Genomic DNA, 21,602 nt, shown 5'->3' with positions numbered 1-21,602 from the left:
ATAGTGCAGATCAGAATTCTACATCGACGGGTTCAGGCCCATTGCTTGCATTGAAACGCCCATCGCGTGTGCCGAGGGCACGCCAAACGTCCAGATTGATACTATCATTAACGATAGCGGTGTGTCCATCACCAAAGGCGACAACTACTGCGCCAGGGTGATCGCTACGAGCGGCTATGATCGCGTGCTCGGCCGGAGTATCTGGGATAAAGTTGACTCCACAGTCCTGACCTGTCCAGTTTGGTGGTGCAACATGGTTGTACTGGGTCGAATCGTAACCAGCAAACGGCCAGCCATTGGACCAATCGCCAATCCAACGTCCTGCCGCATCGAAATTGAATCCATCCGCTACGGGTGTGTAGTCGGTTGCTGCCTGATAGGCGACGTCAATATTGACATTGGGAGCCAGATTGCCAGGGCAGCGAATCATGGATGTCCGAGAAGGCAAAGAACTATTCTCTTCCCCCTGACCTTTTATGCGTTCCGAGAAAAAGGCTGTTTTCGAAAGGCCATCTGCATAGGCACTTGTCTTCAAGCCCTTTTCACCGATGGTAAAAGCTCCGCTTCCTCCAATATGCCACCAGTCCCCTGATGGACGTGGTTCAACTATCGTCATTGAATTTGTGCGTACTCCAGCGCCAGGGCCATCTCCTCCAAAGTTCGCTCGGTAATTGTTCTCAGAGATCACCATTCCCGTATTCGCATCGCTCGGACAGATAAATAGTCCCTGGGCAGTCGAATACGCATCGAAATGAGGATTAGTAGGGTTCAGCATTTTCTTAACTTGAGGTTGGTTGAAGTCAATCAAGTTGTACACATTGTTCGCTTCCATATAGGGCAGAAGCCAGATATGGACGGAATAGAAGCCAGTCTTGTCTCCTGGAGTTGGGCCAGGATCATAGCTGGTGTAGCCTCCCTTGATACTTCCGCCGCTGACCCAATCTGGGAACAGCCTCCCTGGAGGAAACGTACCACGGGCACTTTCATAGTTGGCAGCAGCCAATCCCATTTGCTTAACATTATTAACGCAAGAAGTGCGTCGAGCCGCCTCGCGTGCCGCCTGGATGGCAGGCAACAATAGCGCAACCAATACACCAATGATGGCGATCACAACAAGCAGCTCGACCAAAGTGAAACCAAATGACTTGCGTTGGGACATAGCACACATCTCCATCAAGGAAGAAAAAATAGCAAGTTAGAATTATAGGATAAAATTACTCAAGGTAGGGTTAAGTAAGAAGTTATCAACTTATGCGTATCACTACCAATCAACATCCACCCAAACCAATCGATGGTCAGAACTGGGAAACGGATAGGTTCCAACCAACGAGAAGAGGCTGTCTGTATTGTCGGGCCAAAATACGCCGGAAGCAACTACTTTTAAATCATTTGACGGTAAAACGTAATCTAAGCGTAGATTCCCCGGGCCATCGTCGGCGGCATCGAGCGTGTCATTGCGGGAACTACCCACATGCTGGGCGTTCACTCCTCCCTGCAACCTTGCCTGTTCTGCGCCACCCTTACTCTCAGGCGGTGGATACTGGACAATTGCCGGCGATGCAAGAAGCTGTGCGATGCCTGCCGACCCTTCACCGTCATGAGGATCACCATTGAGGTCTCCTAGGAGGACAAAGCTCTCCCCTGGTGCGAGGCCACCATACTTCCCTAGATCATCGTATATGTATTCGCCATCTTCCCCAGAAATGTAGTCGACCCAAAAACGGATTTCGTCGTGGTTGCGCCGACCGTTACGATCCTCCGCGCCGTCGAAAATCGGCGGCGTCGGGTGACTCGCCAATACATGAATCGTCTGCCCATCAACCAAGATTGGCACATCCCAATGGCTCTTGGAGGAAAGTCGAAATTGAGCCAGAGCTTCTGCCGAGTACCAATCCGCCGGCTCGTCATTGTCTACATCATCCGGGAGCAGCGCACCGGGCATGTCGTTCCACAAGAATTTCTGAAACGTGCGAACATTCTCGACGTCGATCGGGAATCTGGACAGTAGTACCATACCGTATTGCCCGGGGTATTGACCGAATCCCCAGCAGTCTCCGCCATACTCGCGGCTGCCAGGTTCACTGGTAATTTTGCCGTTGCGATCCAAGTCAAAACCGGAGGGCATACCTGTGTTTACGGATGCGAAATAACAATAAGGATAATCCATCGGCTCGGCCGGACCTGCTTCCGATCCAGAAACATTCTGCTCCACGCCGAGGTACTTTTCCCGGAATTCTTTAACGAGTTTGCCCTTAGGGTCGTAGTCCACTTCATTCAAAAGCAAGACATCGGGCCGAACTCGTTGAATGATCTCCGCATCGTAACTGGCTTGTTGGTCGTCTCCTTCGGCAAGCCGTTTTGCGACTTCTCCAGCCGAGCCCCCATAAAGCGACACATTGAACGTGGCGAAACGTACTGGCTGGCCTGCTTCCCCAGGCTGAGCGGCTACCACGCTGGGGAGGAGAAATAGAAAAACAGTTAGGTACCTGACATTCGTACAGGTGATGTCGGCAAAACTGATTCCAGGATCGAAAGTTGACATTTTCTCTGACTCTCATTTGCACGAGTGAATCGCCCCCAAGAATGTCTCAGAACAAGAATTCACAGTGTTTTTTGTGACTCTCGCTGGCACCTCGAGGCAATCCCGCTTCGTACGCCTCTTTCCATGGGACAAAGCCGAGTTTCCTGCAGAGAAACTGGATAATCGCCCTAGGTCGCTTCTCAACCGTGAGTTCTACCGCATTGATGTGAAGAATTAGAGGATGGGTTGGGGCGAGAGGGCTGGAAATAAGGGATTTCCGCAATTAGGCTAAAAAGAGTGCCTTTTCTTTGGCAAAATCCGCAGGATCTTCATAAATTGTAGATAGTTCCCAAGTATAATCGACGTTTGTGGCGTGCCATGTTGGTGCGTGTTTTCAAGTTGGTAGTCCATTTCGCATGCCATGGGCTACTGTGTCATTTAGTTTCGCATGACTGTAAAGGGGAGAAGTTCTAATGAAGAAACAGCTCAGTTTAGTTCTGGTCGCAACAGCGATCGTTGCCATGACAGGTGGCATTGCCAGTGCGACGACATTCATGTCGGACACTTTTAGCTACGCCGACGGCGAGTTGACTAGCAACGACGGAACGGGCGACAACGTCTCGGGTGGTGCGTGGAGATCCCATAGCGGTGAAACTTTTGATGACAATATCGATGTCATCAGTGGTCAGGCCGAACTTCTCAATTCTGGTAGCGAAGATGCCCACCGCGACGCGGTCTTCGGAGGTTTGCAACAAATTGGTGCCGGCGAGACTTGGTATTACGCTGCCTTGGTCACCGTCAACGACCGACGTGCAGACCCGAACAACGAATCGCTTAACAACGATTATTTCATCCACTTCATGGACAATGGTTTCGGTTTTCGTACACGTACCTGGATTGATGATCCGAACGTTGCTGATCCAACCAAATTCACCTTTGGGTTGTCCGCGACATCGGGTTCTCAAGCTGCTAAGTGGGCGACCGATTTAGACTTTGGACAAGAATATAAAATTGTTGGGTCCTATGCAGTTAGTACCGGAGAGACAAACCTTTGGGTAGACCCTGTTGATAGTAGCAGTACGAAAATCACTCATACAGACGGAGCTGCTGCTCTTACCCTCATTCAAGCCCTAGGATTGCGTCAAGACTTTGTTGGTGGTACGCCCAACAATCAGATTCTGGTTAATTCGGTTGCATTGGGTAACGACTTTGACAGTGTGTTGATGAACGCTATGAATGGTTCGAATATTCCCGAGCCTACTAGTCTGGCTATGGCCTTTTTGGCTTTGGTTGGAATTGTTGGTTCACGCCGGTCGCTGTAGTTTTTCTACGAGAGCAAGATTCATGGATTTCATTCACTGATTCTTGTTTTCAGACTAAACAGTTTTAACGATCGAGTAGATTGCACTGAGATCGAGCTGTCGTCGGTCGCCTTTCCGGCGGCAGCTCGTTTCGATTTTAGTCGACACCCCAAGCCACTCATTCCTCAGCCAAGAAGGACACAAGGATAGATCGTCATGGAATTTAGCCGCTTTTTTCGCACCTTGCTTACCTGCCCGTTTATCATGGGGCTTTGCCCCGCAATAGCCCTAGCAGCGGCACCCACTCCGCAAAAGATTTTTGCGGTCTCTCAAACTCAGCCCGGGGGAGTAGCGGAAATACCAGGTGCACCTTCTGATTCACTAATCTTCTACGATGTCACGGACATAGGTAACGGTGCCAGTTCAGGGGTGTTCAATAACGATCCTTTGTTTTCCGTCTGGATGGGGTTCGAGATTTTTGAGGGCGAGAGGAATGAACTTCCTGAAGGCTTGCCGGCAGGTAATCGCGAAGAGTTTTCTGCCTTCACGTTCAATCCTGCCAACGGCACGATCTACGCAGCCGCTTTTGACAGTGGTGCTCCGTCTGCGCTTGATGGCGTAGGTGATACACAAGGCGATTTCGATCTCTACCGAATTGACTATCAATCGATCCTCAAGGATTTTACGGATAACGCTCGCCCGAAGGGGACTATCTATGCCCCAAAAACTTTGAACATTACAACTGCGAATGAACAGTTTCTGTCGGATATCAGCAGCCCACTCTTTGATGGGTTGGTTGATGGGTTGGCGAATGATATTCCTCATCCCTCCCTGGTAAACACGGTTCACCTTCCAGGGGCGTTTCAAAAGATTGGTGAAGTTGGGCGGTCGCAGTCTTCCACTTCGTTTTTCGACTATCAGATAGATTTCCTAAACCCAGAAACTCTTTTACTAATGGATGCCAATTTTGGCACTACGGATCCTGCGACCCAAGACTTTAACATTCGCACTTTAAGTCGCGCGAGTACGAGCCAAGGGGCTGCAACAATTCCACCAGATCTGTTCCCGAATACACCCACAGACCAACAGGGCGGTTTTAATAGTGTCAACAATACCGAGTCGTGGAATTCCAAGATTGCTGGGTTCCTGAATCTCGATGCCGCTGGAATTACGACTCCTCGTGGTTGGACACTCGTCAAGAACAACGGAACACTAGGCATTTGGGCTGCAGATAGTGATGGCGGTGGAGACGACTTCGCTTTCTACGAGCTCGACCTGTCCGGGCCGAACCCCACGGCAACCAAGAAGGAGCTTTTTACTTCGCCAACCGGTGGACCCTATGCAAATCAAATAAGTTTGGCTGAAGATCCCACTTCGGACACCACGACCAACGATGGCGAGATCGACCACTTGTTTGTCGACAAGAATGGAAATCTGGTGATCGTCGAGAGTGGTTTCTTCGATACGACGATGGGCAGTACAACTCCTCCGCTAGGCAATGGCGGCGAGACGGCCCAGGAGCCTCGGGTGTTTACCGTCGGAATTGCTGATTACAACAGCCCTGATTCCGACGGCAGCGGTTTCAATGAAGTCGTTCCTACTGGCCCAGCTGGGACAGGATTCAATGATTCGTCACCCTGGGCAGTCACTGCCAGTATCCCTGTGACTGGTGCCATAGACAACGACGATGATGTAACTAACAGCACTCGCGTAGCCTATGACAAGAGTACAGGCTATCTCTACATCGTCGACCAAGACACGGGATTCACCGAAGACATTTATGTTTTCGACCCTGCCACTGGCACGATTGTTTATTCCGAATTGAATCCGTTTGATATCGGCATTTTCAACCGAGGAACGCTCAAAGTCTTCACTCGTGGCGACATCGACGGGAGTGGCGAAGTCACCTATGCCGACATCCAGGCTTTGGCTGACGGAATCGCCGACCCCACTTTGGGTGGTACTGTTTCAGCTTCCGTGGGTGCCGAATGGTACGACTTGACTGGTGATGCCTCTTTGACCGCTGCTGATGTGACGGAATTGGTTGAAAACATCCTTGGCACGAAGCTCGGCGACTTCGATCTTGATGGCGACGTCGATGGCAACGATTTCCTGGTCTATCAACGAGGACCCCAGTTTGACGCCGGAGATTTAGCCGATTGGCAATTGAACTACGGGTTTTCCAACATGGCTCCCCTGGCGAGTGGCACGGCAGTGCCCGAGCCAGCAGCGGTTTCGATGATCCTCTTGGGGTTGGCAGGTATGTCGATTCGAGGCCGAAATCGTTGAATTAATGAGTTAGCCTGACTCCTGTGCGAAGGCACGTACGGTAATCAGCACGACTAGAACAAATGATCTTACCGAAGGCGACGACGGTAACCTGGAGAAGCGAGTCGCACGGAACTACTTACTTGGTGTTGCATCTACCGTGAGGGGAGCGATTCCCAAAGGGAAACATTCTTTCTGAAGAGGACAAATATGAAACGTATCAAAGTAGAAGACAGTTGGGTAAGACGATTCTATTTCGCAAGTGCCTTTGTTGCTTGCCTGACACTTGTGGGAGGCAACACCGCCTTTGCTCAATTGGAAATCACTGAGGTGATGTTCAATCCTATCGACGATAATGTTTGGGAATGGATTGAGGTCCGCAACACCGGGGGCTCTTCTGTCGATCTCAATGGTTATCTAGGTTTCAACCTGGGGGACATAGAACTTACTGCTCCCAATCCAACAATCAATAATGCCCTCGCTCAAAACACCGTGATTGGTGCTGGCCAAGTAGCTGTGATATACGACGCAAACTATGGGAGTGGAAATGCTCCTATGGGCAACCCAAATAATTTCGTCGACGCCGATTTCCGTAGTGCCTGGGGACTCGCACCTACCGTTCCTTTGATAGGAGCTAACTTTTGGCCAGGGCTTTCCAATACAACTGGAAGCCAGGGTCAATCGATCGGATTCTGGCCTGATGCAGCCACCTACGCAATGGACATTAGTCCTGTGGAAGACCCGGATAATCCCGGCACATTCATCAATCGTGTCACCAGTTTTGCCAATACAGCTTTCAGCCTCGACTACTCAGGTAACTATTACATCGATCTTATCCCAGACCCAGTCCCAGGCCCTCCCTTTCCGGCAGATGACGGAATGTCGTCAATTACCTGGACAGGTAATGGCAGCAATCAAATCGGCAGCAATTGGACATTGAGTGTCAGTGGCTCGAATGGAGCTGTTACAAGTGTTCCAGTTCAGGTTCCCGGATTTATCAACAGTGATGCAGACATTGGCAATCCAGGGATTGTACCGACAGGAACACCTGGGACTGCAGGTTTGTACTTTTCAGAAATCATGTTTAATCCCGCTAGCCCTGAAGACGACTGGGAATGGGTTGAACTCTACAATAGCACTCTCTCCGCAGTTGACCTGTCCGGATATATTTTTGATGATGACGACAACCCAGAAATTGCAACTGGAAACATTGCTTCCGGTTCAATTGCGGCGGGTGGCACAGCGATCCTTTATAATGCGGACGATGTTAGTTCCGCAGATTTTGCTGCTGCCTGGGGAGGATCGCTCAATCTAGTAGGAGTGACAACTTGGCCAGCTCTTGGCAATAGCAGCGGTGATGCAATCGTTTTAAAAAATGGATCGGGGACCACTGTAGCAAGCCAGTCTTTTCTAGCGGCAGACGGATTTCCTAATGCAAATGGTTCTTCGATCTCTCCGTTTGATTTAAGCTCTGATCTTGCCGATGGTGGTAACTGGGATCTTTCTCTCGACGGGGACTCCATTGGTTCTTTTAACGCCAACCTGGTGGCAGATCCTGGCGGGATGGTTCCACTGCATGCTGGAGGCGACGTTGGCAGCCCCGGTTCCTTTGGCGTAGTAGTTGGCATCCCTGGCGACTTCGACATGGACGGCAACGTGGATGGCAATGACTTCCTCGTCTGGCAGCGCAACCCCGCAGTCGGAAATCTCTCCGACTGGCAGAGCAACTACGGCACTCCCCTCTCGGCTACGATTGGTGCTGTCCCTGAGCCAGCGACCCTGGTCATGCTAGGCTTGGCTTTGATGCCGCTCACTTGTGGCCGTAAACGATAGTTGCAACTAGAATTGAGATGTGCTTCGGCCATGCCTGCTGATGCGGGCATGGCCGTTTAATTTTTAGACTCTTTTCCGGAACAGAGTGTTGAGTCGATCGCGGTTACAATATGCATTGAGCATGCTTTGCGTGCTTCTTCTGCTGGTGAGTCAGCAAGCGGCTGCCGCTCCGTACGATCCGCCGGCCACTTACTATAACTCTGCTACAGGCACGGGGGCGACACTCAAGTCGCAACTGCGCACCATCATCAGCAACATGGATGGGGTGAGTTACGGCGATGCCCGCTACTCGGCCCCCTATACCGACCAAGACCCGAACAATGCAAACAACATTCTGTTGATCTACAACCGGGCATCAGTAGATGGCGAATGGGAGACAAGTCCTCTCATCTGGAATCGCGAACACATCTGGCCTTCCTCGCGACTTGGTGTGGGTTCACCTAGTAACGGAACGACCAACATCGCATCCGATCAATTCAACTTGCGGCCCTCGGATGACGGAATCAATTCAGACCGGGGTAACGATCCTTTCGGCTTCGACACGACCATCGGCGGTTATGGTCCCGTGGGATCGTATTGGTATCCAGGAGACGCAGACATTGGGGATGTCGCCCGCGCGCAGTTTTACATGGCCACGCGTTACACCCAACTTTCCCTGACCGATTCGTTCCCTTCGGGCGAGCAGATGGGAGATCTTTCCTCACTCGTCGCTTGGCATTATCGCGATGTACCCGATGACTTTGAACGTCGCCGCAATCATGCCATCTATGGGCTAGCAGGCGACGGGGCTCCGGCGATCAACAATCCGTACCGCCAAGAGAACCGCAATCCTTACGTCGACCACCCCGAGTACGTTTGGTCGGTGTTTAAGGATCAGCAAAACGATTCGCAGCTTTACGTCGGAGCATCGCCTAGCGCAAATGGTAGCTCCTCCCAGGATGTGAATCTCGGAAGTGTCCTGGTAGGTGCATCTGTTCCTTCCTCCCAAAACGTGACCCTGCACAAAAATGGTCTGGATGGCACGTACTACGAAGTGACCCCCACAGGCGCTGCGACTTCCTCAGTTTCAGGCCGCTACAATGCATTTCCGATTCTTACTTCCGGCACGAGCAGCAAGAATCTTTCCGTAGGTCTCAATACGACTACGGCGACTGCGGGCCTTCGTTCGGGCAGCATTGCGATCGACAATCTCGACATCACCACTAGTGGCGGCAGCGGCCGTGGGGCCAACGATGGCAACGACTCGATCAACGTCACTCTAAGTGTGCTCGACCATGCCAACCCCTCCTTTGAGCTGGCAAGCGACATCAACACTCTCGCCTTGGATTTCGGTACAGTGTCCATGGGGAGTATGGCACCCACGCTGGACTTTGACATCGCCAACTTGGTGAGCACGGCCAGTTTTACGGCCGGCTTAGACCTCGATTCGATCGTCCCTGCCGGGGATTCGAGTGTGTTGAGTACCGATCTGACGACTTTCACGGGTGCCTCGGCCCTCGACGCAGGCCTGACAAATTCCTTCACGGCCATGCTCGATACCTCGGCAGTCGGCATGTTCTCAGCCAGCTACACGCTCAACTTCTCCGACGAAGACCTCGCCGGGGCGATCGGGCTGGGGAGCCTCACACTGAGTCTCACCGGAAATGTCGAGGCCGCTTTCGTCGAATCGGCCGACTTTGACGAGGATGGCGACATCGATGGCGCTGATTTCCTTATCTGGCAGCGAGGCTTCGGCATGGGGACCTCACTCGCTACCGGAGACGCCAATAACGATATGGTCGTCGACGGCGCCGATCTGGCCATCTGGCAGGACCAGTATGGTTCTTTGCCAGAGAGTCTGGTGAGTGCTGCTGCCGTTCCCGAACCCACGGCCATGGCACTTCTGGCCCTGGCCTGCCTGTCCCTAACCCAATTTGGCCGAGGTCGCTTCAGCGAGCCGGAAAATGACTGTTCTTAGGCTACAAGCCGTTGAACTGCTCCAACCCACTGAAGTGGGCACGGCCGTTGTTTGAGAGTTCGGCGCTTAAACTGCTGCGGTTTCTACGAAATACCAGGCCAACTGTTTGTCACAAACCGTTTTCATGCACACAATGGAGTAGAGGACAAGGTTGGATCTTAACGGGACCAACCGAGAATGGGGCACATTCTTTCGGAGCATTTGATGTTAGGTGGCAAAACGAAGGCGCTAGTTCTACTTTGCGCCGGAATTGCAGGATTCTTCACATGCTTCGATGCGTATGCGCAGTTGCGCATGGTGACGTACAACACCCTGACGGGCCAAGCCTTTGGGGGCCAACAAACGGCCCGCCTTCCGTATAGTTCCACGATCCTCGAAGCGATCGGCCTGGAAAATGTTGGGGGGATCAGCAAGCCCATAGACGTGCTCATTCTGCAAGAACAGTTTTCCATGGAGTTGTCGACTCAATCGTTCGTCGATGTACTCAACAGCATCTACGGAGCCGGCACCTATGCTCGCTCGACCATAAATGGGGCCGTAAGCAGTTTCAATGGAGGAGGTGGTCGTCCAGGACTCGTTTACAATACACAGTCCGTGCAATTGATTGACGAGCTGGCTTTTGGCACAGTGGGAACTGGCGACTTGCAGCCAAGAGCTTCGCTCCGATATCAACTCCGCCCCGTGGGATATGATGCTTCGGCAGATTTCTATGTCTACAACAATCATTACCGCTCAGACAATCCGACCAGCCGTCTCATTGAGGCGACTTCGGTGCGAAACAATTCCGACGCCTTGGGCGAAGGGATCCATGCGATCTACGCTGGCGATTACAACGTCACGAGCAGCAATGTCGGCATGTTTCAAGAATTGCTTTCGAGTGGCAATGGCCAAGCCTTTGATCCCATCGATACGCTTGGCGTTTGGCACGATAATCAGTTTATTGGTCCCACGGATATCCGCCATGTGCATACACAGTCCCCTGCAGTAGATGGTGATCCCATTGATGCGGAAGGGGGCGCTGATGGGGGGCTTGATGATCGCTTCGATTTCCAACTCGTCACGGGTGAATTCCTTGACGATGAGGGGCTGAGTTATATTCCTGGCAGCTATCGAGCGTTCGGCAACAACGGGACCCACAATCTAAATGACCGCATCACTTCTGGCACGGGTGCCTCACCGACGGTACTATCGGCGTTGCTCAACAACAGCGACCACCTGCCGGTGGTAGCTGACTATCAGTTGCCTGCCAAGATGAATGCCATGCTTGCTTCGGTCCCCACGAATGTCATGCAAGGAGCCTCTGTGGGGATTGATGTCTTTGTCGAGAATATCGCCAATGTGCTCTCGGTCAACGGGGCTGACGAGTTAGACTATACGATCACCGTCGGGGGTTCTCTGCTAGGGAGTGGGAGTGGTACGGCTTTTCCACTAGCCGGAGCGGATATGAGCCAGATTTTCCTTGATACTTCTTCCACGGGCTTCAAGACGGGGATCGTCACGGTTGCGAGTTCGAGTCAGCAGGCAGCCAATCCCGTGTTCAATTTCCCCGTTAGCTTCACGGTGGGAGGTGGCAGCGGGGGGGAGGTGTTTGGTGTGATTGCCAAGGACACGTTTGATGAGAGTTTGAAGCTCAATAGTTTTTCGCAAGATCCTGCAGTGGGTGCCTACTCAAGTAATGGGGATGGCTTTCAGCAATATCAAGTTGGTGTTAGCAGCTCGATTCCATCTCAGTTAGTCGACGATTCTCTGAATGGCAATCCTGTTGATGTACAGGGCATGATCGATACCTCTACCAAGACCGACGCTTGGTTTGGCATAACTGATACCGTCAATGGAGATAATCTACCTGTATCCAATCCTGGAGAGGTCACTGCAACATGGGAATTCGATGTTGCTGGTGCTTTCGACATGCAAGTATCGATCGATATGGCTGCCATGGGAGATTTCGAAGCCTCTGGAGTCAATGGTGATCGTTTCAATTGGACCTACCAAATTGACAATGGATCCGTGCTACCTCTTTTTTCCTCTACGATCACCGAAGACATTTCCCAGACCTACGCTCTGGCCGATGGAGACATGTTTACTCTCGATGATCCGGTGCAGATGACGACAACCGATAGTGAAATAGTCACCTTGTCTAATTTGCTTCAGACTTTGACTTCACCCATTGATGGACTCGGTGACCTACTGACCATTCAGTTGACAGCCAAGACTGATGGAGGGGATGAGGCCTATGCCTTTGACAATCTCATCATCGAAGGAACTACCTTTGTTGAGTTCCTGGCCGCCGACTTCAACCAGGATGGCAACGTCGATGATATCGACCTCACCAAGTGGCAAATGGATTACGCCTTGGGCAACGGATCCGACGCCGACGCCGATGGCGACACCGACGGGGCCGACTTCCTCGTCTGGCAACGGCAATATGGCCAAAGTACGCTGCCCCTGCTGGCATCTACCGCGGCTGTTCCCGAGCCGTCAGGTTTCCTACTGCTGACCCTGGCAGCTTTAGTCAGTGGAAGCCTCACCCGCCCAACTCGCTGACATCACACAAATAGTGCAACTTCTCTATGTCGGTAGCCGCGATGCTACGCGTTGCAGGTCCCTCCCGAAACGCCCACCGCTGAATCTGCGGTTTCTACGCAACAGATGAAGATTCCGCTAATCTCGGCAAAAAACAGGCGACAGCGAGTTTAACGGCTGGTAGGATGAGGAAAGGGAGGCCGACGTGTTGGCCGGCTTACGAGTCGACTGGCCGCGGCGTTGAATTACATTTTATGCGGACTCGAAGTTTCAACAGGAGATGAGCTAATGCGAATCGGAAAACAGTTTCTAACAATACTCAGCATCGTGGGAATGCTTTCAGCGACAATGGCAATAGCACCAGCTGCCATCATAATTTCCCAATACTATGAAGGTGCCAGTTTCGACAAGTATATCGAGCTCCACAACACAGGTCCTGCAGCAGTTGACCTTGCTGCTGGCCTGTACAATCTCTCTCACTGGAGCAATGCGGCCCGCGAAGACTGGAAGACCGGTGGTTCACCAACGGGCACCCAAAGCCTAACCGGTGTCATACCAGTTGGAGGGACATACTTGGTTGCTCATTCATCTGCTGCCACTCCTGCCTATGCGCTCCCCGCCGATGCTGCCGATGGCGGCAACGGTGGAGTCAACTTCAACGGCGATGACAGTTCTGTCCTTTGGACCGGTGCAGCATATGCGTTTGCCAGTGTTGTCGACGCCTTCGGTGCAACTGCGAATGCCTTTGGAAACACCAGTTACGTTCGCAATGCCAATATCACCTCTGGTACAAATCTTGATTTCGATGCATCCCAATGGACACAATTCTCGAATGATGACGTGAACAATGCGGCCACTGGTACCAACCAGCGTCTGGGGGAGCATAGCATTATTCCCGAACCCGCCAGCATTACTCTGCTGATCGGTTGTCTAGGGGTAATGACCATTCGTCGTCGCTAAGCTTTATTTTCAAGTCTCGGAAGCCTACGCGGCTGGTCACCTTCGGGTGACCAGCCGTTTGTTTTTTTTGCGCGGGTAAGTCGCAATTTAGGATCGTTTTCTGGAATTAGTACACCTTGAATGTGGCCCCGCTTCTCACGGGATTATGGATCACTCATAGGGCTTCCCGGGCTTTGTGGCTGATTTAACCAACGCCTCCGAAAGCTGTTTTTTTTTGAGCCTTCTACAGAGCTATTCGGAGCTCCCCGAGCTATGATAGAAATAGGCCGATATGGTGGACTCACTACTGGCTCGATTTCCTTGTGTAACCTACCATCCAAACTCTGACAGCACCGCCCAAATACTCCACCAGATCGACACCTCATGCCCAGTCGGCCATCGAAATCGCAATCGATCTCATCGTTTAAGCTTCCACCGGGAAGAATCCTGGCTGGCAAATACGAGATCATCTCCCCCTTAGGGCGTGGCTGGGAAGGGGAAGTTTATAAGCTCCGCGAACTTGAAACGGACATCGAGCGCGCCGGCAAGTTTTTCTTCCCCCAGCGCAATCTCAATGGACGTACCTCGCGTATTTATGCGCGCAAACTAAACAAGCTTCGCCATTTGCCAATTTTGATCCAGTACCACACGAGTGAGTCTTTCATATTCAAGGGCCAAAAGGTAACGTTTCTGGTCTCTGAATTGGTTGAGGGAGAGTTGTTGAGCAAGTTCCTAGCCCGGCAACCTGGTAAACGCCTGAGTGTATTTCAGGGTTTGCATCTCCTGCACGCCCTCTCCCTGGGAATGGAGGGAGTACACAACGCGCGTGAATATCATGGCGACCTGCATATGGGAAACGTCATAATTCGGCGGCAGGGCATCGGTTTTAACATAAAGTTGTTGGATTTCTATGATTATGGCACCGCACGAGCCCATGATCTGCATGACGATGTTTGTGATTTGATCCGAATCTTCTATGATGCTATCGGAGGGAAGCAGTGGTACTCAAAGCATCCTCCTGAGGTCAAAGCCATTTGTCGAGGTTTAAAACGTTCGTTGATCCTACGCAAGTTTCGCACAGCTGGGCAGTTGCGTCAGTATTTGGACACGATGACTTGGTCGTAGGACATTAGCTTATTGGGTTTATTTGTTTCTCATTGAGGGAAACTGACCGGTGCATCGTTTGTAGCGTCTGCACCGTGAGAGAGTGTTTTTTCTCCTGAGGTAGCCTGCGGTATTATTGAGGAGCAATGCCGTGCCGCCCCAAACTATGGATGCACCCTATTTCACTTTTCTAGCGGACCCAGACCACTTGGAGACTTGCCAAGTCGCCGGGGGGGTGGCAGTGGTAGCCTCGCGCACTGCCCCAGAGAAGACGACACCCAACGAGGACTGCGCCTCAGTGATTCCAGTTGGTGACGATCAGGCCGTATTGCTTGTCGCTGACGGAATGGGAGGACACGCTTCAGGGGAAATTGCTTCGCGATTGGCAATCCAGAAGATAGAAGAATCGCTTCTCGAAAAGACCGAGGAAAGCGAAGGACCACTCGACGCCGAACAACTTCGGGCTTCAATCATCACAGGCATTGAACGCGCGAATCAGGCGATCATGGAAATAGCTACTGGGGCCGGTACCACCCTATGTGTCGCCGAAATCCAAGGCGACACGGTCCGAGTCTATCACATCGGAGACTCCGTGATCATGCTGGTCGGACAGCGGGGGAAGATGAAGTTTCAGACCCTAGCGCACTCACCAATTGGCTACGCCGTCGAAGCAGGAATGCTTGAAGAGGCTGACGCGATCCATCACGAAGAGCGTCATCTGATTTCCAATTTTCTCGGATCGCCCGAGATGCGTATCGAGATCGGTCCACCTCGTAAAATGTCATTGCGTGATACATTGATCCTTTCTTCCGATGGCTTGCTTGACAATCTGCTGACCGATGAGATCGTTGAGCGTTGCCGCAAGGGTCCCTTGCCTGCAGCCGTGGAACGACTTGTGGCCGATGCGCGCCATCGCATGGAGATTGGTCCTACCGGAGATCATCCCTCGAAACCGGACGACCTTACAGTGGTTGCTTTTCGTCGCAGTGGTTGATGTTTTACGCGATGGAGGTTGAGAGTTTTACCTCTCTACACGCAAACCGGCATGGTTTGTTGCGCTCAACTGAGTTGAGGGTTGCCCTGGAATAGGTTGCTTGATCAAATTTTTTCTCCGAAACACTCTGTGCATGTCATTACTTGAGTACACGAAATATTTGTTTGCCGGTCTCTTGTCTGCAGTCTGCTGGTTCGCATTCGGCTCAGTAGCCCAAGCACTTGACAACACAAGTCCACTGCAATTGAGCCTAGAAAATGGTTGGCAGGCTTTTGAATTGGTCTCACAAGGTGACGACATCTCAGCAATCAGCGACGTGGGATTTGGCTCGATAGCTTCGAGTGGGAAGTATGATGGCCTGGGAGTCTTCTTATCAGGAAGCATGCTCTCGATTCATGTCAACCACGAGGCCGTCGTGGGTGCCATTAGCCGTGTTGACGTGCAGCTGGATGCTTTGCAGGAAGCCCTCGCCAGCAAGATTGCCGGCGGCGCAACTCCATTTCCAAGCACTCTCGTAACAGGAATAGGGTTTTCATACTCCAGAATATTTGACAAAAACTACCATGCAACAGACGCTCCGGATCCTGTAGCGATGGGAACCGCCGCCGTCAGCACTTATGGCGATTCAAACTTCTCACGATTCTGCTCTGGCACGGCCTATCTGCCGCATGCGTTTGGTCAAGACCGTGGATTCGTCGATCCGATTTACATCACAGGAGAGGAGACCTTCGATGAATTCGGTCAGATGTTCGCCCTCGATCAACTGACGCGTACACTCTGGGAAATTCCTGACTTAGGGACCTCGAGTTGGGAGAATTCTGCCTTGGTCGATACAGGGAACTCAACTCACATTGCTATGGTCTTGAATGCTGACAAGAGTGACGAACCGCTACGGCTCTATGTTGGCGAAAAGGGAGTAGATGCCAATCTCGATGGTTCAATCGACCTTCTCGAACGCAATGGGTTGCGAGGAGGGACCGTTTACTATTTCTTGCCAGATGAGGGGATGGGCACCACATTACCCGATGGGCAAATTAACGGGGCATGGAGTACTACAACCACCGGCGCTTTGACTGAAGATAAGATCGAAGACGTGCACACGAATCCCGCCGACGGTAGCCAGTTGGTATTTGCTGATCAGAATGATGGTGTGTACCGGATGGATTTGAACTTACAATTCCTAGCAGGCATTTTCAATCCTTCAACTTCGACAACTAGCATCTATCAGATCGACGATGCAGGTTCGGAGGCAGCGGGAATCGGCCGCCCCGACAATGTGACATGGTCTCTCGACGGAAACATCTATGTACAAGAAGATGGTGACGGCGACGACATGTGGCAAATAGATCCTAATGGCTCGGGATTAAAGAAAATCGCTCATGCGTTTTCTGAGCCCTCAGGAATAATCGATGTTTCAGCACAAGTTGGTTACCAACCAGGCAGTATATTTCTGACTTCCGTTCAAGGATTGTCAAATGGCAGCTCAGGTGCCCAGTTGTGTGTGCTGATATCTCCAACTGTCTCCAAGCTGATAGATTCCGCCGATTTCGATCTCGACGACGACATCGATGGCAGCGATCTTCTACAATGGCAACGAAACGTGGGTGCCACAGCCATGGGTGCGTTTGCTACTACCGATGCCAATCATGATGGAGTGGTCGATTCGCTTGACTTGGGAGTTTGGCAGGCGCAGTATGACACATTTGAGAGTCTACTTGCTGCTCAGATACCTGAACCGTCAACCCTAGGCTTGTTACTGTGTATGGCAGGGGTGTCGCTGCCATTCAGGAAACTAGGAAACTAGCCGCCAAGCGACAGTTGTGAAACAAGAGTAGAGAAGATTATCGAAGTTAGTGGCCCAACGAGTCATTCGCTCTTCGGTAGGCATAATGCTTGCTTCAGTTCCTCGTGGGTGAAGGGCTTGGTGAGGTAAGCATCCAGGACGTACTCTTCTTCGTCCTCAGGGGTTTCCGAGCCGGTCATACCTACCAAGCGGGGTCTTCCCTGGTTCGCCTGAATGTCGTTCTTGAAGAGCATTCGCACGGATTTGAACCCGTCTTCTTGGTTGACTTTTCGATCTACGAGTACCACGTCAAATTCGTGGGAGCTTAGAAATTCCTCTGCCTGCTGCATATTGTTTGCGGTATGAGAAGAGCAACCGATCGTCTCAAGGGTGGTTGCGAGCGAATCTAGAACAAGATTGTCGTCGTCTACGATGAGTATCTGTAGTTTGGTACCATCAGGCGAAGGGCATTCCGAAGGTTTGGTTAGAATGGCTTGAGAAAGGGCCCCCTGCAACTCTTCTACGCTTGCTGGCTTGTCAACAAATCCTTGGATTCCTAGCGAGCTTGCCTCTGCGGAGCCCACTCGACCGGCGTCACCAGATATGAGAACGATTGGCATAGCAGGCCGCGTGGCATGTATCTGCTTGGCGAGATTCACGCCGCTCATTCCTGGCATCGTATAGTCAGACAGGACGACATCAAAATCACTATCCGGGTTGGCGATCAGTGCCAGGGCTTCCTGGCCCGAGGAGCAGGCTGTCACCCTCATATTGCATTGTCCCAGAACGAGCTGCATCGCTTTTCTTGCTAGTTCGTCGTCATCAACTAGCAGGACGTGCGATGGAGTGGACTGCTGAGTTGACGGCGAGCTGGTTGGTTCAGCTTTCAGCTCTTCTGGCTCAAAACAAGGAAGGGCAATAATGAACTTTGTTCCCTTGCCGAGCTGACTTTCCACTTCCACACAGCCATTGAGGCGAGTCACAGTACCGTGGACAACTGCTAACCCCAATCCAGTTCCCTCGCCAGGACGTTTGGTGGAGAAGAAGGGATCAAAAATCCGTTCGCGCTGGTCTGGAGCGATTCCGACGCCGTTATCTTCTACTGTGATTTCCACATATTCTCCCGGTGCAAGATAGGACCGATGGGAGGTAGTTCTGACTGCTGACACGGATACGACACCCAATTCATCAATCGCCTGGAAAGCGTTGCCACACAAATTGGCAAGGATTTGATGCAATTCGGTCGCATCTGCGGCAATCACTCCACAGTCGTCGGCGATGTCCACATCCAATCGAACGTGTGCCGGGACTGAGATCCCGATGAGATGCATAGCATCTTTCAACACGTTGGTAGCAGGACGATAGTTCAGCGACGGCTGCCCTCCTTTGCGGCCGAAGGTTAAGATTTGTCTGACAAGGTTTTTCGCTCGGTCGGCAGCGGTACGGATTTGCTGGACTTGGTGAGCTTCTAAGGTGCCATCCTCAAGACGCGTTTGTAAGTTCTCGGCGTAGACCAGAATTGGCGTGAGCAGATTGTTGAAATCATGAGCGATGCCACTGGCCAAGAGGGCGATCGATTCGAGTCGCTGGGCAGCTCGGAGCCGTTCTTCAGCTTCTCGCTGTTGAGTTACATCCCGACCAATTGATTGGATCTCACGCACCTTTCCATCCACGTCGAACAAGGCACGATCAATCCATTGGTTGACGACGACTTTGCCAGTTGGCATTAGCGTTCGGCGTTCGTAGTACTTCACAGGACTATCGGGAGTGAGTTTGGCAAACTCGGCTTGCAACCATTGGATTTCATGGGGTGGTATGTCGTCCCAAAGAAAACGACCGATGAGTTCCTCACGAGGTTTATCGAGAAACCGACAATAGGCATCGTTTGCAAAGGTCCGTTTTCCATCGGGAGTGTAGCGAGCGACCAGGTCGATCTGATCCTCGACAACGGTTCGATAGAGTTCTTCGCTCTTACGAAGTCTCTGCTCGAACTCCACACGCTCGGTTACATCGGTCATCAAGGCCAAAACCATGCGACCTCCCAGATGCTCGAAATGGCTCAGAGCAACTTCCATGGGGAAAGTAGAACCATCTTTGCGTTGTCCCGTAAAGTATTTGCCCGCAGCAGGCACGAGAGGCCGTGAGCGCAAGCTTGAGTCCGAAAGAACAAAGGAGTCTTTGCCTCGCAGTTCTGTGGGGAATAGCATCTCGGCAGTGCGCCCCAAGAGCTCATCCCGACTGAACTGGAAAATCTGTTCGACATGGGAATTGACCAAGACAATTCGGTGTTCCTGGTCAATCGCGACCACACCTTGTGCCGCCGATTCAAGCAACGCCCGCAACATTTCCTCAGTCCGCCCCGCGCTGTCCTTAGCATTAATGGGAGTGGCCGGATCGGACTCACGATTTTCGAGCGGATCGACCGATTCGGCCATGTTCGTCTTACTCCAGGAGGGGCACCTTATTTGTCGAAGAGACTCTCTTAAGTCTAGTTTCCCGGACAATGCGAGGGAAGATGAAAGAGGGAATGGGCAACGTCCCATGAGGTCGAGCCTATTGCAAAGCAGCTTGGCTGGCTAGAATTGGTTTATGTCGGAAACGATCCTCGAAAAAATAGTTGCAACCAAACGACGAGAAGTTGCTGAAGCACGCACGTTGGTTCCTGAGAGCGAACTAAGAGCTCGCGTCGTGGATGCCCCGGAGGTGCGCGATTTCTTTGCCGCACTGGCTCAAGGTGACTCAATCCGCTTGATTGCCGAGGTGAAAAAGGCCAGTCCGTCGGCAGGAATTATCCGGGAGGACTTCAGTCCGGTTGAGATCGCTCAAATTTACGAACAGCACGGGGCAGCTTGTATTAGCGTACTAACGGATGTGAGCTATTTCCAAGGAAGCTTGGATTATCTGAGCCAGGTCCGCGCCGCGGTTGGACTGCCTGTACTCCGCAAGGATTTCATCATCGATTCGTACCAACTCTTGGAAGCGCGAGTTGCAGGTGCGGATGCGGTCTTGCTCATTGCCGAGTGTCTGGACGATTGCCAGCTTCGCAAGCTATACGGTGAAGTGATCGAATTGGGGATGACACCACTCATCGAGCTATATGAGCCAGAAAATTTGCCTCGAGTGCTAGAAACGGGTACCAATTTGGTCGGTGTCAATAATCGGAACCTGCACACCTTCGAAGTTGATTTGGGACATACACTGCGACTTCGTCAAGAAATCCCCGATGATTGCGTGCTGGTAGGAGAAAGCGGCATCAAGACTCGCGCCGATGTCTTGCAGTTGGAGCAAGGTGGGGTCGATGCAATTCTGGTAGGTGAATCGCTGATCCGAGAAAAAAACATTGGCTCAGCGGTCGATGAACTCATCAACCGCTGAGCCTTTTGGGAATGCTACCTTTTTTCGGTAATTCTGCGGCCTGTCCAGCAGCCATGGGGGAAGGCTGGAGTATCTCCCTCCACGGCCTCATTGGGCGTGGGCAGGCCATCTCTTTCTCTACTTCCAATATGGATCGCTGAACTACAACGATCGTCGGCTGAAACCCATGACAGCAACGCTACCCAACATCATGAGGATGGTTGCAGAGGAAGGTTCAGGAATTTCTACTTGCGAGAAAGTCTGATCGATGATCGTCATTCTCACAGGAGCATTTGCTCCTTCAGCCGCGAATGCATAAATGTCCTTTTGCACGTGTAGCCATTCGTAGGTATTGTCAAAGATCACTCCGTCTTCAGACTTTTTCCCACCCTGGCCAAGTGTTGAATTGAACACATGCAATGTTTGTGGAATCTGAGGAACATTGCCGAGGAAACTTTCGTCGACAGAACCAAAGGAGCCTGGAGTGCCTTCATCCAAGAAAACAGCACTTTTCAAGTGAGCGTCAGAGATGAGGAATCGCGTCGACCCATATCCATTCTCCGCTTCAGAATTGCCATTGGTAGGCTCGTGAACTACATGCACCGAGAACGACAACGACGCATCCGATGCCACAAGGTCTCCAGGCAGATCGCTGAAGGAACCTTGGAAACGGATGCCAAAATTGTCGTCGCTATCAATGATGGCCGTCACGTTGACGTTCTCAGGCGCCGGCATGTTATTTGTCCAGGAATAGATAAACTCCTTGAACAATTTGTCGCCCACCACAACGCCAGGTATTTCACCTGAGGTTAGTAGATTGAGCTTCACAGATTGCCCAATAGGGAGAGTTTGTGCCCCCGACGGGATGGTACCTGCGTGCAGGCTGGTTGCGACAAGAGAACAAGTCGCAAGTGTTGCTGCCAGTACTCCCAGGCAGCGTTTCTTAGATTGCTGAACTTCGATCATGAGGTAACTCCAGTAAAAAAAGGTATTCATTCCCAAAAATATTCTTGGCGTCGCCAATG

The 21,602-nt window shown here is 51.7% G+C and carries 14 protein-coding genes; 10 read left to right on the top strand and 4 right to left on the bottom strand.

The window, feature by feature from the left end; translation table 11 throughout:
• Positions 1 to 10: 10 nt before the first annotated feature.
• Both Pr1d_RS06250 and Pr1d_RS06245 read right to left on the bottom strand, forming a co-directional pair.
• On the bottom strand, positions 11 to 1,159 hold the full coding sequence (locus Pr1d_RS06250; RefSeq protein ID WP_210417903.1) for a DUF1559 family PulG-like putative transporter: 1,149 nt from the start codon (positions 1,157 to 1,159) through the stop codon (positions 11 to 13).
• Positions 1,160 to 1,261: 102 nt separating this feature from the next.
• Positions 1,262 to 2,542 (bottom strand): endonuclease/exonuclease/phosphatase family protein, encoded by a 1,281-nt coding sequence (locus tag Pr1d_RS06245; protein WP_148072730.1) that lies wholly within the window; start codon positions 2,540 to 2,542, stop codon positions 1,262 to 1,264.
• Between the two features lie 452 nt (positions 2,543 to 2,994).
• Between Pr1d_RS06245 and Pr1d_RS06240 the strand changes: the two genes are divergently transcribed.
• From Pr1d_RS06240 to Pr1d_RS06200, 9 genes are all read left to right on the top strand, one after another.
• Positions 2,995 to 3,843, top strand: coding sequence for a PEP-CTERM sorting domain-containing protein (locus tag Pr1d_RS06240; protein ID WP_148072729.1), 849 nt, complete (start codon positions 2,995 to 2,997; stop codon positions 3,841 to 3,843).
• Positions 3,844 to 4,038: 195 nt separating this feature from the next.
• The gene (locus tag Pr1d_RS06235) at positions 4,039 to 6,111 is read left to right on the top strand and encodes a hypothetical protein (RefSeq protein WP_148072728.1); all 2,073 of its coding nucleotides are present in this window, start codon (positions 4,039 to 4,041) and stop codon (positions 6,109 to 6,111) included.
• A 189-nt stretch (positions 6,112 to 6,300) separates the two neighbouring features.
• The gene (locus Pr1d_RS06230) at positions 6,301 to 7,923 is read left to right on the top strand and encodes a lamin tail domain-containing protein (RefSeq protein ID WP_148072727.1); all 1,623 of its coding nucleotides are present in this window, start codon (positions 6,301 to 6,303) and stop codon (positions 7,921 to 7,923) included.
• Positions 7,924 to 8,053: 130 nt separating this feature from the next.
• Positions 8,054 to 9,880: an endonuclease gene (locus Pr1d_RS06225; RefSeq protein WP_168205084.1), complete on the top strand. Its 1,827-nt coding sequence runs from the start codon at positions 8,054 to 8,056 to the stop codon at positions 9,878 to 9,880.
• Positions 9,881 to 10,084: 204 nt separating this feature from the next.
• Entirely contained in the window at positions 10,085 to 12,424 is a 2,340-nt protein-coding gene (locus Pr1d_RS06220; protein ID WP_148072725.1) for a hypothetical protein, read from the top strand.
• Between the two features lie 267 nt (positions 12,425 to 12,691).
• Complete coding sequence (locus Pr1d_RS06215; RefSeq protein WP_148072724.1) at positions 12,692 to 13,363, top strand: lamin tail domain-containing protein; 672 nt, start codon at positions 12,692 to 12,694, stop codon at positions 13,361 to 13,363.
• Between the two features lie 363 nt (positions 13,364 to 13,726).
• Complete coding sequence (locus Pr1d_RS06210) at positions 13,727 to 14,467, top strand: protein kinase domain-containing protein (RefSeq protein WP_148072723.1); 741 nt, start codon at positions 13,727 to 13,729, stop codon at positions 14,465 to 14,467.
• A 130-nt stretch (positions 14,468 to 14,597) separates the two neighbouring features.
• Positions 14,598 to 15,440, top strand: a complete 843-nt coding sequence (locus Pr1d_RS06205) for a PP2C family protein-serine/threonine phosphatase (protein WP_148072722.1) — start codon at positions 14,598 to 14,600, stop codon at positions 15,438 to 15,440.
• Positions 15,441 to 15,573: 133 nt separating this feature from the next.
• Complete coding sequence (locus Pr1d_RS06200) at positions 15,574 to 17,244, top strand: TolB-like translocation protein (protein WP_148072721.1); 1,671 nt, start codon at positions 15,574 to 15,576, stop codon at positions 17,242 to 17,244.
• A 62-nt stretch (positions 17,245 to 17,306) separates the two neighbouring features.
• Here Pr1d_RS06200 and Pr1d_RS06195 read toward each other — a convergent pair whose 3' ends face one another.
• Positions 17,307 to 19,658 carry a hybrid sensor histidine kinase/response regulator gene (locus Pr1d_RS06195; protein ID WP_168205083.1) on the bottom strand — a complete coding sequence of 784 codons (2,352 nt, stop codon included), beginning with the start codon at positions 19,656 to 19,658 and terminating at the stop codon, positions 17,307 to 17,309.
• 154 nt (positions 19,659 to 19,812) lie between these two features.
• Between Pr1d_RS06195 and trpC the strand changes: the two genes are divergently transcribed.
• A complete protein-coding gene (gene trpC, locus Pr1d_RS06190) occupies positions 19,813 to 20,598 on the top strand; it encodes an indole-3-glycerol phosphate synthase TrpC (RefSeq protein ID WP_148072719.1) in 786 nt (261 codons plus the stop codon).
• 141 nt (positions 20,599 to 20,739) lie between these two features.
• Here trpC and Pr1d_RS06185 read toward each other — a convergent pair whose 3' ends face one another.
• Complete coding sequence (locus tag Pr1d_RS06185) at positions 20,740 to 21,573, bottom strand: PEP-CTERM sorting domain-containing protein (protein WP_210417902.1); 834 nt, start codon at positions 21,571 to 21,573, stop codon at positions 20,740 to 20,742.
• Positions 21,574 to 21,602: the final 29 nt, after the last annotated feature.

Origin of the sequence: Bythopirellula goksoeyrii, from assembly GCF_008065115.1 — a bacterium.
Lineage (GTDB): Bacteria > Planctomycetota > Planctomycetia > Pirellulales > Lacipirellulaceae > Bythopirellula > Bythopirellula goksoeyrii.
Note: the sequence above shows the minus strand (reverse complement) of the source record. Positions and strands in the feature narration are given on the sequence as shown.